This window comes from Smaragdicoccus niigatensis DSM 44881 = NBRC 103563 (assembly GCF_000380645.1).
GTDB lineage: Bacteria > Actinomycetota > Actinomycetes > Mycobacteriales > Mycobacteriaceae > Smaragdicoccus > Smaragdicoccus niigatensis.
In genome coordinates, this window is the sequence record NZ_AQXZ01000013.1 from 205,754 (window position 1) to 218,697 (window position 12,944).

Below are 12,944 nucleotides of genomic sequence, written 5' to 3' on the forward strand. Positions count from 1 at the left end.
TTGCTAGTCCTCGCCCATTGGCGGGAGCGCAGCGATGAGCGGCGCGTCGTATTCGACCTTGCCGACCTTCGCGGCACCACCAGGCGAGCCAAGATCATTGAAGAAATCGACGTTGGCGCTGACATATCCGGCCCACTGGTCCGGGACATCGTCCTCGTAGAAGATTGCCTCGACCGGGCAGACCGGCTCACATGCACCGCAGTCCACGCACTCATCCGGGTGGATGTAAAGCATGCGCTCGCCTTCGTAGATGCAGTCGACAGGGCATTCCTCGATGCAAGCCTTGTCCATGACATCCACGCACGGCTCTGCAATCGTGTACGTCACTGCTGCCCACTCCTGCCTACGAAACCCTAGTCCTCGAACCCACATCGTAGCGGCAGCGTCGCGGGCAGTCCCAATCGGGCAGCTAGGGCGTGTGCCACACGCGGCCTACGGCGCGGACTTTGGTGGCACCGCCGGCGGGACGAATGTTCCCGGAGCAGCCGGTCGCTTCCACGCGACCCCCGAGAAGACCGAACACGACGGCCACGCACCCCAACCCTGGGTTCCGAGCACCTTGTTCGCCACTTCCATCTGCTGGAGGTTCGTGGCGAGATCGGCCGTCGGCGCAAAACTGCCGCCGCCGTAATTCGTCCAGGTGCCCGCGTCGAACTGCAATCCGCCATAAAAACCGTTGCCGGTGTTCGCGGCCCAGTCGCCGGTCGCCTCGCAGGAGGCCATCGCCTCCCAGTCGGCGATGGCGACGATGTCCGGCGGCGGAGGGGGCGGCGGTGGCGGCGCAGGTGGCGGCGGGGGCGGCGGCGGAGGGGGTTCGGACCCACAGGCAACCAGGGCGAGACCGAGGACAACAGCGGCAGTGACACGCTGAATTGTCGCCCGGGAGACGAGTGCCGACATTGAACACCCTATTCGTGAGATTTAAACCAAATCCCACGCTAGGGCGACACAAGATCACTTACTCGAAAATGCCTTCAATCAGGCAATTCCGGGGCAATTCAATTAATGGATCGACGAAATTCACGCCTCTTTTATTAAGCGTTAGGCACTGCATAAACGGTGGTCCGCTGGCGCGCGGGCCGCCCGATGCCCTCGGCAATGGACCGCAATTCGGCCACGGTCTTGGCCGAACCGTGTTCGGAACCCGCCATGCGCGAGATCGTCTCCTCCATGAGCGTGCCGCCGAGGTCGTTCGCACCGCCCTGCAGCATCGCCTGCGTTCCGGCCACTCCGAGCTTGACCCAGCTCGTCTGAATGTTGTCGATGCGGCCGTGCAGCATGATCCGGCCGAGCGCGTGAACGGCGCGGTTGTCGCGCATCGTGGGCCCCGGGCGGGCGGCGCCCGCGAGGTACAGCGGAGCGCTGTGGTGCACGAACGGCAGCGGCACGAATTCGGTGAATCCGCCCGTCCGGTCCTGGATTCCACGAATCACCCGAAGGTGCTGGACCCAGTGGCCGGGGTGATCGACGTGGCCGTACATCATCGTCGAACTCGAGCGCAGGCCTACTTCATGGGCGGTCGTCACGACCTCGACCCAGGCCGAGGTCGGCAGCTTGCCCTTCGTGAGAACCCAACGCACGTCGTCGTCGAGGATCTCGGCCGCCGTGCCGGGGATGGTGTCGAGGCCGGCCTCGCGCAACTGCAGAAGCCAGTCACGAATGCTGATGCCCCCGCGCGAAGCCCCGTTGACCACCTCCATCGGGCTGAACGCGTGCACATGCATCTCGGGCACGCGAGCTTTCACCGCGCGCACGAGATCGGCGTAGCCGGTGGCCGGTAAATCAGGGTCGATTCCGCCCTGCATGCAGACTTCGGTGGCGCCATCGAGCCACGCCTCATGCGCCCGTTCGCCGACCTCCGCGGTCGACAGTGTGAACGCGTCGGCATCGCCCTTACGCTGTGCAAATGCACAGAATCTGCAGCCCGTGTAACAGATATTCGTGAAGTTGATGTTCCGGTTGACGACGTACGTGACGTCCTCGCCGACGACATCCCGACGCAGCTGATCGGCCAGCCCCACCACGGCTTCGAGGCCCACACCTTCGGCCTGCGCGAGCGCCAGATAGTGCGCATCCGTGCATCCGGCGGGGTCGCGTTCCGCGGAACGCAAAGCCTCCATCAGGTCCGAGCCGATCCGCTCGGGCATCGCCACCGCGCGGGCCCGCTCCCGGATCGCGTCCCAGTCCCCGAACGCGCTGCCGATGTCCGACCGGGTATCGGTATTGCGGCCCGTCGCGTCGATGTCGCTGTTCAGATCGGTACGACCGTGCGAGTCCCACGACTCGTCCGGTTCCTGCCACGGGAGTCCGGCCGGAATCACGTCGCGGGCCAGACCGTTGGCCCCGGCGAGAGCGTCGACGTGCGGGCGAACACGTGGGTCGATCCAGGCCGGGCCGCCGAGCACGTACTTCGGGTGCGCGGTCAGCCGCTCGGTGAGGCGGTAGCCCGCGCCGGCCGTGATCGCCGCCAGATCGTCGAGGTTCGGCCACGGCCGTTCCGGGTTCACATGGTCCGGAGTCAGCGGCGAAACGCCGCCCCAGTCGTCGATACCGGCCCCGATGAGTGCGCGGCACTCCTCGGGGGACACGAGGTTCGGCGGTGCCTGGACCCGCATCGAGGGCCCGAGGACCAGCCGCGTGACGGCGATCGTGGCGACGAACTGATCGATCGCGGCGTTCGGTGCATCGCGCATCGCAGTGTCCGGCTTGGCCAGGAAGTTCTGCACGATGACTTCCTGAATGTGCCCGAACTCCTTGTGCACCTTACGGATTGCGAAGATCGAGTCGGCCCGCTCGCCGAGCGTCTCGCCGATGCCGACGAGAATTCCCGTCGTGAACGGAATGCTCAGCCGGCCCGCATCGGACAGGACTCGTAAGCGCACGTCGGGGTCCTTGTCGGGACTGCCGAAGTGGCACTCCCCCTTGTCCTCAAAGAGTCGCTTCGACGTCGTTTCGAGCATCATTCCCATCGACGGCGCGACGGGCTTGAGCCGGTTCAGTTCCGGCCAGCTCATGACGCCCGGGTTCAGATGCGGGAGCAGGCCCGTCTCTTCCAGGACCTTGATCGCGACCGCGCGCAGGTAGTCGAGCGTCGAGTCGTAGCCGCGCTGATCGAGCCACTCGCGCGCCTCCGGCCACCGTTCCTCCGGTCGGTCTCCAAGCGTGAAGAGCGCCTCTTTGCAGCCGAGCGCCGCTCCCTTGCGCGCAATGTCGAGCACTTCATCGACCTCGAGGAACATCCCCTGGCCGTCGGCGCGGAGCTTGCCCGGCACCGTGACGAACGTGCAGTAGTGGCACTTGTCGCGGCACAACCGCGTCAGTGGAATGAAGACCTTGCGCGAATACGTGATCGGCAGCGGCGCTTCATGCCCCTCCGAAATACGCCCGGCATCGCGTACATGAGCGGCGATCGAACACAATTCCGCGAGGTCAGCGCCCTGCGCATGCAGCAGGACGGTCGCCTCGTCGACGTTGAGCGTCACGCCGTCGCGGGCTCGCCGCAACGCCCGGCGCATGGCGGACTGACTCGGGATGACCTGGATAGGTATCGGCGTCACCCCTCGATCATGCCGTGGCACGCAAGGGCACTGCAGCGCGGCCGCGACTTCTTTCTCTCAGCAGAATCCCGGCAGCCATAGCGGACACAGCGCCCACCCCGAATACCGCCCGAATTCCGAGGGTCTCGATGACCGTCGCGGCGTGGCGTTGGGCGGCCCGATATGGCCATCGCACTTCGCGACGAAGCCGGGTGCCGACTACTCGCGGAGTCGCGGCCGAACGACCCGAATCGATCTGACGCGCTGGTATCTCGAGACGAAAGACCAGCTCAGCTAGTCAGCCAACTGATCAGCCAGATCGTCGCGATGACCAGCAGGATCAGCAGGATCAGCGTCACCACGGCAACGACGACAAGCGACCAGAAGACCGTGCTCCGGATCTTGTTGTTTGTTCGATACGGGTCTTCAACATGATGGTCCAGCAGATTCACGTTGCGGTTGTTGGCCTTGTACACCACGTCGAACACGGTCCCGAGGATCGGAATGCTGCCAATCGTCGCGTCGAGGAACAGGTTGACCAGCATCAGGGTGAGCGTCCAGCGGCGTGCCCCGTAATGCACGGCCTGGACGACGATTCCGACGCTGAGAAGGAAGCCCGCGATTCCGCCGGCACCGGGAATCAGACCCACGATCGGGTCGATGCCGAACGTCTGCTGCGTCCCGGGAATACGGAACTTCGAGTCCATGAGGTCGGCATAGCGGCGGATGTTGGCACGCCGGTGCGCGATGACTTCGGCCGATACCTGTTCGATCGTCACGGGGTTAGTTTCGCTGAAATCTAATTCCGTTCGGCCGCTTTGGCGATCGCGGCGAGATCGGCGGCGATCATCTTCTTCGTGACGGCGACACCGACCGGCATGAGCACACGCTCGACCAGACCGCGGAGGAGGCCCGAGCCCTGCGAGACGGCGGAGAACGTCAGCGTGAGGGCCGTGGCGTCGCCCTCAGAAGCGAGCAGGAACTCGGTGCGGTAGTCAGTTCCGTCCGACGACGCGACCACGACGGTCCGCGTCGGCGCCTCGACCTCGGCGACCGTCATCTCCTCGGTGTTCTCGCGGCCGAAGAGCTTGCGGGTCTCGCGCCAGACCGTGCCCACTGCGTAGCCGTCGCCGGTAACGCGCTCGATCTTGGTGGCACCGGGAAGTTGGCGACCCGTGCCCTCCAGGTCGGTGATGACCTCCCACACGCGGTCCACCGGTGCCTCGATCGTGCGTTGAACGACGATGACGTGCATTTATCTCCTCATTCAGCCGGGTAAAACACGGTTTCCCGCGCGTACCGCGTTGCGCTTGATGCGGCCGGCAAGTCGACCGATCGAACCGCCGACGATACCCGGTTGTCCGGTTGGTACGAATTCGACCGCATCGCCGACCGAAACGCTTCCGACGGTGGTCACGTCGGCGTAGACGCCGAGGCACCGGTCGTTGTGCCGCGAAATCGTCTTCACCACCGCGGGATCCGGCTCGAGGCCCGGCTGCGGACGCAGCGGGACCGAACAACGGACAGTTGGAACCTCGACTCGAATACCGACCGTCCCGGTACGCAGTGTGCCGCCGATCCAGTCCTGTTCTACGAGTCCCTCCCCCGTCGTTTCGACGAGGATGTTCGGCCGGAAACGTCGAACATCGAAGTCACCACCGATGGCAGCCATCGCCTTCAGGCTCGAGGTCGTCAGGATGTGGACTGGGTACGCGTCCGCGAAGATTCCGACCGGAGTCGCGAAAATTGCCAACTCCGCGAGCTTGCGGAGCGGGAACATCGAGAAGTCCGGCAGCGGGTCGCCATCTGCCACCTGGAACTGCTGGCGGATGTCCTTCTTCGAGAACATCACGCCACGGTAGGCGGCCTTGTCGGTGACCGGCGGCAGCGAGACCAGCGCGACCGACTTACCCGTCAGATCGCTGAGCGCCCGGTTCATGCGGTCGCGATCGGTGCTGACGATCTCGGATCCATCCGGGAACGTGACGACCACATGAGCGACATCGCCGGGACCGACTCCGATCGCGGGCTCCTCGACGTATCGAGCCGAGCAGCCGAGCAGCATCGGAAGCCGACGCGCGGTGGTGACCGCCTTCAGCTCGAGATCCCGCACCGCCCACATCCGGTCGGCGTGCAGAGCCCGTCGGTCGATGACCGACGATGAAATCTGCTCGCCCTGCATGGACTTCACCGGATAACGCCACAGCGCCACGACGGTTCCGACATTGCCGCTGATCACCGATGACATGGCTCGACGGTACGCCCGAGCGACCCTTGCGATACGGCGCAAACACGAGAATCGTGGATGTATCCGGCAGCGCTCTCGGGGGGCGTCGCCCCTCACGCGAACAGGAGAAATGAAGTGTTCGCACGTTCCACCAGAATTCAAGCCGAGCCATCTTCGATCGACGAGGGAATCGACTACATCCGCAAATCCGTCATGCCGGCACTTCTCCGCATGAATGGCTGCGCGGGACTGTCCCTTCTCGTCGACCGCAACACTGGCGCATGTATCGCGACCAGCTCCTGGGTAACCGAACGAGAAATGCTCGCGAGCGAAATGCGCGCCCGCGACATGCGTGAGAACGCGACGGAATCGTTCGGCGGAAACATCACCGATGTCGAGAACTGGGAAATCGCCGTTATTCACCGCGAGCACCGAACGAACAATTCGACGAGCACGCGCTGCACCTGGTTGCACTGCAGCCCGTCCGTGCTCGATCGCGCAGTGGACATCTTCCGCTTCGGCGTTCTGCCGGAATGCGAACGGATGGAAGGGTTCTGCAGCGCAAGTATGTTCATCGACCGCATCAACGGTCGCTGCGTAACCGCAACGGCATGGGACAGTCGTGAAACGATGGAGGCGAGCCGCACGACCGCAAACAGCCTCCGCAGTTCGGCTGCGCGCGACATCGGCGCAGAAATCGTCGAGGTAGCGGAATTCGACCTCGTATTGGCTCACCTGCGCGTACCGGAATTGGCCTGACCGAGGATTGACATATGCAGCGCGGCGAGGTTTGGACTTACGAGTCCACCACACGCTCGGCGCGCGTACTTGTGGTGTCCACGGAGATCCTGAACATCTCCGGCATTCACGTCATCGTCGACGTCACCGAAGTTCCGCCATCGTTTACCTCGGTCGGACTTCTGACCGTCTCGCTCGGTGACGGACTGGGTTATGCGCGATGCATGGCCCTGTCGATCGGTGAGTCGCAGCGGTTCGAGCAGCGGATCGCGATCCTCTCCCCGGATGTGATGGACCGCGTCGGGATGGCGCTCAGCGCGGTTCTCGACCTGTGAACGAGTTGGCCGCGCTCGAAGCAGCTCTAGTCGACTGCCGTCGCTGCCCTCGCCTGGTCGCCTGGCGGGAAGAGGTGGCCCGCGTGAAGCGTGCCGCCTTCCGCGATGAAACCTATTGGGGCCGGCCGGTTCCCGGTTTCGGTCCAGCGGACGCCCGGCTGCTCATCGTCGGCCTGGCACCGGCCGCGCACGGCGCGAACCGGACCGGGCGGATGTTCACCGGCGACCGCAGCGGTGACGTGCTCTATGCCGCCCTGCACGCGGTGGGCCTCGCAAGCCAGCCGACGTCGACGCACATCGGTGACGGGCTCGAACTCTTCGGCACCCGCATCACGGCGCCGGTGCACTGCGCTCCACCGGACAACAAGCCGACACCGACCGAACGGATCACCTGCGGCACGTGGTTGGACAGGGAGTTCGACGTGCTCACCGAGGTCCGGTCCGTCGTCGTGCTCGGCGCCTTCGGCTGGAACGCGCTTCTCGCGGTGCTGTCTCGGTCCGGCTGGTCCGTACTAAAGCCCCGGCCTGCGTTCGGTCATGGCGCCCGCCTGGCGCTGACGAAGTCAGGACGAGAAATCGAACTGTTTGGCTGCTACCACGTGAGCCAACAGAACACGTTCACCGGCCGCCTGACGCCCGCGATGCTGGAGTCGGTGCTGGTGAACGCGGCACAGGCCGCTGCTCTGGAATCGGGCGCAACGCACTGAACACCAGCGTCGGGAGCAAGCCACCGATGCAGAACGCAATCGTCTGCCAACCGGCCCACAGGATGAAGTCGCCGCCCGGACCACCCGCGAGCATGATCACCATCGCGAACGCCCACGCGATCAGCGGCAGGAATGAGACGACCGGCCGCGGGTTCACCTTAGAGGCCGCCCACATGAGAACGATGTTCCCGGCTGCGGCGAAAAGAACGCTGATCGGGAAGGGAATCGCGCCGATGTAGAGCGGCAAGTAGAGCGCCTCGATCACGCAGCTGACGAATCCGTCGATCGTCAGGAACGCCAAGGTCAGCGGACCGATCCAGCGCATCACAGCTCCGACTCCACGCCGTCGGCGGAACCGCTCACCAGGACGAAGAATTCAGAGGTCAGGATCGGCTGGGCAACGTTGTTCGACAGCGCGAACATGCCGTCCGTCACCATCACTTGCGTGGCATGCGCAGCCAGTGCCGCCCGCTTCGCGTCCAGTACGGGCGTGATGTCGACTTCGGTCGTGATGAGCTTCGAATCCATCGCGGCCAACTCCCCCGGCCGAGGCATCTTCCAGCCGTCCGGTAACTCGCCCATCGCGGCAACGCCGGCGTCCACCGCGTCCCGCGAAGCGACCGCCCAGTAGAACCTGGAGACGCGCCAGGTCGCCGCCTCGACGGCCGCGGTCGTCACCGCATGGACCTGAATGTGGTCCGGGTGGCCGTAGCCGCCGTCCGGGTCGTAACCGACGACGACGTCGGGCCGGAACTCGTTGATCACCCGAACCAACTCGCTGACGACCTCCGGGCGCTCAGCGTTGATGAAGGCACGCGGGTGCTCCGCCGACGGCGTCCCGGCCATCCCGGAATCCCGCCAACGACCGGCCCCGCCGAGAAATCGAGGTTCGGAAACGCCAAGCGCAGCAAGTGCTTTCGACAGCTCCGAAATTCGGTACCCGCCGAGTTGGTCCGCGGCACCGGCGACGAGGCCGGCCCACGTCGAGCCGATGACCTCGCCTTCCTCGCCCAAGGTGCACGTCACCACGAGCACCTCGTCACCGCGGGAGGTGTGCAGCGCGATCGTGCCGCCGGTCAGAATCGACTCGTCATCGGGGTGGGCGTGGACAAAGAGAAGCTTCATGCTCACGAGATCTGATCACTCACGGAGTTGCTTTGGCCCACTTCTCGGCGTCGGCGAAGATGCCGACCGGGAGCGCACCGTTGAGGGTCGCTCCGGTCACGCCCGGTCCGATGACCGCCATTGTCTGGTCCTGCACGATCGGCAGTACCGCGGAGAGCGCCCACAGTTTCGGCTCGAGCGCGGCCAGGACTGAGCCGATGGCGGGGTCGCCGTCGAGTGCACCCGCGATCTCGTCCTGCATGTCCTTGTCGCAGATTCCGCTGAGGTTCGTCGCGACCGCGGTCGTCGACTCCTGCGACTCTTTGGTCGTGGTCGGCGTCGTGGGCTTGGTGCTGGTCGTGGCGGTGGACGGTGCGGGGCACGCGAAGCGAGATGCCAGCGTCGTCGCGGCATCGGTGCCCGCATGTTCCCAGCCCACGATGATGTCGACTTCGCCGTTCAGCAGGCTCGTTCCGTACAGTTCTCGCCCGGCGATGCTGTCGACGGTGACCTGAAGTCCTGCCGCCCGCAGCTGATCGGCAGCGGTCGATGCCACCGCGAAGGCAACCGTGTCGTTCTCTGGGACTCCGATGCGCAGAGCCAACGGCTTCGACTTCGGGAAACCTCCGGCCGCGAGCATCCCGATGGCATCGCCGTTCGACATCGGCGGTGGCGCGGTCGGTGCGTAACCAGGGTCCGAGGGCGACAGGATCTGGGCACGAGCCGGTTCGACGAAGGCACCCGTGTCCATCGCGACGGTGGCGAGCAGACCCGGATCGAGCAGTCCCAGAACACCGGCCCGGACCCGCACATCGGCGAGCTTCGGGACCCGGCCGTTCAGGACGAGTTGCAGTCGGCGAGGCTGGTAGATCTGCTTCGCGCTGACGCCTTCGATCGCCTGAAGCTGCGCCTGCACCGCGTTGCTGACGTGGACAAGCGCCATCTGGGCGTCGTCCGAGCGCATCGACTCCGCGAGTTGCGGCGCGTTGCCCGACCGTCGAATGAGGATCTGGTCCGGCGTCGCCGGCTTGTCCCAGAAGCGATCATTGCGCTCGAGGAGGATCTCGCCGCGACCGCGATCGACCGACTTGATGTGGAACAGTCCGCCCGAGACCGGGATCGTCGACGCGAGGCCTTCCTCGAATCCGCCCGGCGAATCCTTCACCAGGTGCGATGGCAACAGGCTCGTGAAGAGCTCACGCCAGGCCGGGTACTCCGACTTCATGACGACGTTGACCGTCTTGCCGCCGCCCGCTGACACGACCTTGTCGATCAGTTGGTAGCCCGCGGGGTCGACCGCACCGGGCTGCGTTGTCATTTGCTGCCACAGGTACTGGAAGTCCTCGGCGGCGATCGGAGCACCGTCCGACCACTGCGCCTCGTCGCGGATCTTGTACGTGATCGTGAACGGCTCGGTGCTCGTGACCTCGGCCGACACCATCATGTTCTTGTCGAGGACCCATGCGGTGCGGCCGGGCGCATCCCCCGGCACCGCCCGGAACGGGCTTGGCAGGACGAGCGATGCCACGGCGGCGTTCGCCGGCGATTGGTCCGACAGCAGGTGCGGGTTCATCCCCGTGCCGATGTCATCGACCGCGACGACGATCCGGTTCTTGTTCTCCGCGGACGGAGCGGTCGTCGACGTCGAGGGTTCGGCCTGAATCGGCGGCGGCGGGTTAGCCGTGCAGGAGGCCAGCGCCAGTGCGCTGGCCGTCACCATGGCCGCGGCGATCAATCTCCGAGAGTGGAACACGCGCATGCGCACACCCCCTCCCGTAGACGCCAGACTTACCCTCGTGCCTTCGCGCGCGAACGCTCGCGTCCGCGCTCAGTGGCATCGAGAATCACCTTACGCACCCGAATGACGTCCGGGCCCACCTCGACACACTCGTCTTCCGCGCAAAACTCGAGCGCGCCTTCGAGGCCCAGAGTGATCGGCCGGGACAGCGTCTCGAGGACATCGCTCGTCGACGATCGCATGTTGGTGAGCTTCTTCTCACGCGTCACATTGACGTCGAGATCCTCAGCGCGCGGGTTGATTCCGACCACCATGCCCTCGTAGGTCGGCGAGCCCGGCTCGACGAAGAACGTGCCGCGGTCCTGGAGCTGAATCATGGCGTACGGCGTGATGGAACCGGCGCGGTCGGACACGAGCGAGCCCGTGTGCCGCGCGCGAATCTCGCCGGCCCACGGCTCATAGCCGCTCGCGATGGCGTTGCTGATACCCGTTCCGCGGGTGTCGGTGAGGAAGTCGGTCCGGAAGCCGATGAGCCCACGCGACGGGACGATGAACTCCATGCGCACCCAACCGGAGCCGTGGTTGTTCATCCCCACCATGCGGCCCTTGCGGTTCGCGAGCAGCTGCGTGATCGCACCGAGGTATTCCTCCGGGACGTCGACCTGCAGGTCTTCGAACGGCTCGTGAATCTTGCCGTCGACGGTCCGGGTGACGACCTGCGGCTTACCGACGGTGAGCTCGAAGCCTTCGCGGCGCATCTGCTCCACCAGGATCGCCAGTGCGAGCTCACCACGGCCTTGCACCTCCCAGGTGTCCGGGCGCTCGGTCGGCAGAACGCGAATCGATACGTTACCGATGAGCTCCTGGTCGAGGCGGGCCTTGACCAGGCGAGCGGTCACCTTGGTGCCGCCATTGCGGCCGGCCAGCGGCGACGTGTTGATACCGATGGTGACCGAGATGGCCGGCTCGTCGACCGTGATACGGGTCAGCGCGACCGGATTGTCGAGGCTGGCGAGAGTGTCACCGATCATGATGTCCGGGAAGCCAGCCACGGCCACGATGTCTCCGGCGACTGCCTCTTCGGCGGGCTGACGCTCGACACCGAACGTCTTCAGAAGCTCAGTGATCTTGACGTTCTTGGTGCCCTCTGCGGTCATCCACGCGACGGTCTGACCCTTGCGCAGGGTGCCGTTGTGGATGCGGACGAGCGCAAGACGGCCCAGGAACGGCGACGCGTCGAGGTTCGTGACGAGCGCTTGCAGCGGTGCGCTGGCATCACCCTTCGGCGCCGGGATGTAGCTCAGGAGGACGTCGAAAAGCGCGTCGAGGTTCTCCGCATCCGGGGCCTCACCGTTTGCCGGCTGGTGCTTGGAGGCCTTGCCCTCGCGGCCCGAGGCATAGAGAACCGGCAGCTCGAGCGCGAGCTCGGCGGCGTGCGCGGCTTCGTCGTCGAGGTCCGACGCGAGGTCCAGGAGCAGGTCGTGGCTTTCCTCGACGACCTCGGCGATGCGGGCGTCCGGACGGTCGGTCTTATTGACGACCAGGATCACCGGCAGCGACGCGGCGAGCGCCTTGCGGAGCACGAAGCGGGTCTGCGGAAGCGGGCCCTCGGAGGCGTCGACGAGCAGGACGACACCGTCGACCATCGACAGACCGCGCTCGACCTCACCACCGAAGTCGGCGTGGCCGGGGGTGTCGATGACGTTGATGACGGTCTCGGAGCCGTCCGCGTTGATGTGATGCACCGCGGTGTTCTTGGCGAGGATCGTGATGCCCTTTTCACGCTCCAGGTCACCGGAGTCCATGACTCGGTCGACGAGCGCAGCACGCTCGGCGAAGGCGCCGGACTGGCGCAGCATGGCGTCGACGAGGGTGGTCTTGCCGTGGTCGACGTGGGCGACGATGGCGACGTTGCGAAAAGAAACAGACACGAGTTACCAGCTTACCTGGGATTTCTTGCCATGTTTCCACCGAAGAAGAGAGGGTAGGCTAACCACCGTGAGCAAGGTGGAGAAGGTTGCGCACTTCAAGCCCAAGAAGAAGTGCTGCAAGAGCGACAAGCGATGCCTCAAATGCCCCTTCGTTGTTCACAAGATGAAGAAAGCTGTTCATCAAGGTCTCACCGGTAAGGAACTCAAGCAGGCGCTCAAGAAGGCTCGAGCAGCCTGATCAGGTCCGGAACCCACTTCTCATCGTTCGGAACGAGCGGATAGCTCGCCAATTCGTCGGCCCGCACCCACGCGACAGCGCTGTGTTCGTGCGGAATCGGTTCCCCGACAAGCAATTCGGCGCGGTAAGCGCGTAAGACGAGATGCTCGGTAAGCCAGACGTCGACCCCGACGCGCTCATGGACTCGAACATCGACACCGAGTTCTTCTTGCAATTCGCGCGCGAGTGCGGAACCGGGCGACTCCCCCAACTCGACCTTGCCACCCGGCAACTCCCACATGCCCGCAAACTCCGGAGGCGAAACTCGCTGCGCGAGGAGAAGGCGCCCGTCCCGGACGATCGCCCCCGCGACGACCTCTCGCGCACTAACGCTCATGAGGTACATGATGG

At 65.1% G+C, this 12,944-nt stretch carries 15 protein-coding genes; 4 read left to right on the forward strand and 11 right to left on the reverse strand.

Features of this window, described 5'->3' with window-relative positions; translation table 11 throughout:
* Positions 1-3: 3 nt before the first annotated feature.
* The 6 genes from fdxA to F600_RS0106560 all read right to left on the reverse strand — a co-directional run bounded on the left by fdxA (position 4) and on the right by F600_RS0106560 (position 5,784).
* Positions 4-327 carry a ferredoxin gene (gene fdxA / locus F600_RS0106530; protein ID WP_018159792.1) on the reverse strand — a complete coding sequence of 108 codons (324 nt, stop codon included), beginning with the start codon at positions 325-327 and terminating at the stop codon, positions 4-6.
* Between the two features lie 105 nt (positions 328-432).
* The gene (locus tag F600_RS32655; protein WP_018159793.1) at positions 433-900 is read right to left on the reverse strand and encodes a transglycosylase family protein; all 468 of its coding nucleotides are present in this window, start codon (positions 898-900) and stop codon (positions 433-435) included.
* Between the two features lie 134 nt (positions 901-1,034).
* Positions 1,035-3,557 carry a bifunctional FO biosynthesis protein CofGH gene (locus tag F600_RS0106540; protein ID WP_026306235.1) on the reverse strand — a complete coding sequence of 841 codons (2,523 nt, stop codon included), beginning with the start codon at positions 3,555-3,557 and terminating at the stop codon, positions 1,035-1,037.
* Between the two features lie 269 nt (positions 3,558-3,826).
* Positions 3,827-4,315 carry a DUF4112 domain-containing protein gene (locus F600_RS0106550; protein ID WP_018159796.1) on the reverse strand — a complete coding sequence of 163 codons (489 nt, stop codon included), beginning with the start codon at positions 4,313-4,315 and terminating at the stop codon, positions 3,827-3,829.
* Positions 4,316-4,335: 20 nt separating this feature from the next.
* Positions 4,336-4,791: an SRPBCC family protein gene (locus tag F600_RS0106555; protein ID WP_018159797.1), complete on the reverse strand. Its 456-nt coding sequence runs from the start codon at positions 4,789-4,791 to the stop codon at positions 4,336-4,338.
* Between the two features lie 12 nt (positions 4,792-4,803).
* Positions 4,804-5,784 carry an MOSC domain-containing protein gene (locus F600_RS0106560; RefSeq protein ID WP_018159798.1) on the reverse strand — a complete coding sequence of 327 codons (981 nt, stop codon included), beginning with the start codon at positions 5,782-5,784 and terminating at the stop codon, positions 4,804-4,806.
* Positions 5,785-5,898: 114 nt separating this feature from the next.
* On the opposite strand from F600_RS0106560, the gene F600_RS0106565 reads away from it, so the two are divergent.
* From F600_RS0106565 to F600_RS0106575, 3 genes are read left to right on the forward strand one after another with little or no spacing between them, the layout of a single operon-like run.
* Entirely contained in the window at positions 5,899-6,522 is a 624-nt protein-coding gene (locus F600_RS0106565) for a hypothetical protein (protein WP_018159799.1), read from the forward strand.
* A 14-nt stretch (positions 6,523-6,536) separates the two neighbouring features.
* Entirely contained in the window at positions 6,537-6,836 is a 300-nt protein-coding gene (locus F600_RS0106570) for a hypothetical protein (RefSeq protein WP_018159800.1), read from the forward strand.
* A complete protein-coding gene (locus F600_RS0106575; protein ID WP_018159801.1) occupies positions 6,833-7,543 on the forward strand; it encodes a uracil-DNA glycosylase in 711 nt (236 codons plus the stop codon). Before F600_RS0106570 ends, F600_RS0106575 begins: the two co-directional genes overlap by 4 nt.
* Here F600_RS0106575 and F600_RS31540 read toward each other — a convergent pair.
* From F600_RS31540 to typA, 4 genes are read right to left on the reverse strand one after another with little or no spacing between them, the layout of a single operon-like run.
* Complete coding sequence (locus tag F600_RS31540; protein ID WP_060934591.1) at positions 7,455-7,868, reverse strand: hypothetical protein; 414 nt, start codon at positions 7,866-7,868, stop codon at positions 7,455-7,457. The genes F600_RS0106575 and F600_RS31540 overlap by 89 nt on opposite strands.
* Entirely contained in the window at positions 7,868-8,668 is an 801-nt protein-coding gene (gene mshB, locus F600_RS0106585) for an N-acetyl-1-D-myo-inositol-2-amino-2-deoxy-alpha-D-glucopyranoside deacetylase (RefSeq protein WP_018159803.1), read from the reverse strand. Before mshB ends, F600_RS31540 begins: the two co-directional genes overlap by 1 nt.
* 19 nt (positions 8,669-8,687) lie before the next feature.
* Positions 8,688-10,406, reverse strand: a complete 1,719-nt coding sequence (locus F600_RS0106590; protein ID WP_156024445.1) for an ABC transporter family substrate-binding protein — start codon at positions 10,404-10,406, stop codon at positions 8,688-8,690.
* Between the two features lie 29 nt (positions 10,407-10,435).
* On the reverse strand, positions 10,436-12,316 hold the full coding sequence (typA, locus tag F600_RS0106595) for a translational GTPase TypA (protein WP_018159805.1): 1,881 nt from the start codon (positions 12,314-12,316) through the stop codon (positions 10,436-10,438).
* Between the two features lie 67 nt (positions 12,317-12,383).
* Between typA and F600_RS31980 the strand changes: the two genes are divergently transcribed.
* Positions 12,384-12,554 carry a hypothetical protein gene (locus F600_RS31980; protein WP_018159806.1) on the forward strand — a complete coding sequence of 57 codons (171 nt, stop codon included), beginning with the start codon at positions 12,384-12,386 and terminating at the stop codon, positions 12,552-12,554.
* Here the strand turns inward: F600_RS31980 and F600_RS0106605 are convergent.
* Entirely contained in the window at positions 12,532-12,939 is a 408-nt protein-coding gene (locus F600_RS0106605) for a (deoxy)nucleoside triphosphate pyrophosphohydrolase (protein ID WP_018159807.1), read from the reverse strand. The genes F600_RS31980 and F600_RS0106605 overlap by 23 nt on opposite strands.
* Positions 12,940-12,944: the final 5 nt, after the last annotated feature.

Bases quoted from the DNA above. Each gene is read 5' to 3' on its own strand.
- F600_RS32655 (WP_018159793.1), bottom strand. From the start codon at position 900: ATGTCGGCACTCGTCTCCCGGGCGACAATTCAGCGTGTCACTGCCGCT.
- F600_RS0106555 (WP_018159797.1), bottom strand. From the start codon at position 4,791: ATGCACGTCATCGTCGTTCAACGCACGATCGAGGCACCGGTGGACCGC.
- F600_RS0106560 (WP_018159798.1), bottom strand. From the start codon at position 5,784: ATGTCATCGGTGATCAGCGGCAATGTCGGAACCGTCGTGGCGCTGTGG.
- F600_RS0106570 (WP_018159800.1), top strand. From the start codon at position 6,537: ATGCAGCGCGGCGAGGTTTGGACTTACGAGTCCACCACACGCTCGGCG.
- F600_RS31540 (WP_060934591.1), bottom strand. From the start codon at position 7,868: ATGCGCTGGATCGGTCCGCTGACCTTGGCGTTCCTGACGATCGACGGA.
- mshB (WP_018159803.1), bottom strand. From the start codon at position 8,668: ATGAAGCTTCTCTTTGTCCACGCCCACCCCGATGACGAGTCGATTCTG.
- F600_RS0106590 (WP_156024445.1), bottom strand. From the start codon at position 10,406: ATGCGCGTGTTCCACTCTCGGAGATTGATCGCCGCGGCCATGGTGACG.
- F600_RS0106605 (WP_018159807.1), bottom strand. From the start codon at position 12,939: ATGTACCTCATGAGCGTTAGTGCGCGAGAGGTCGTCGCGGGGGCGATC.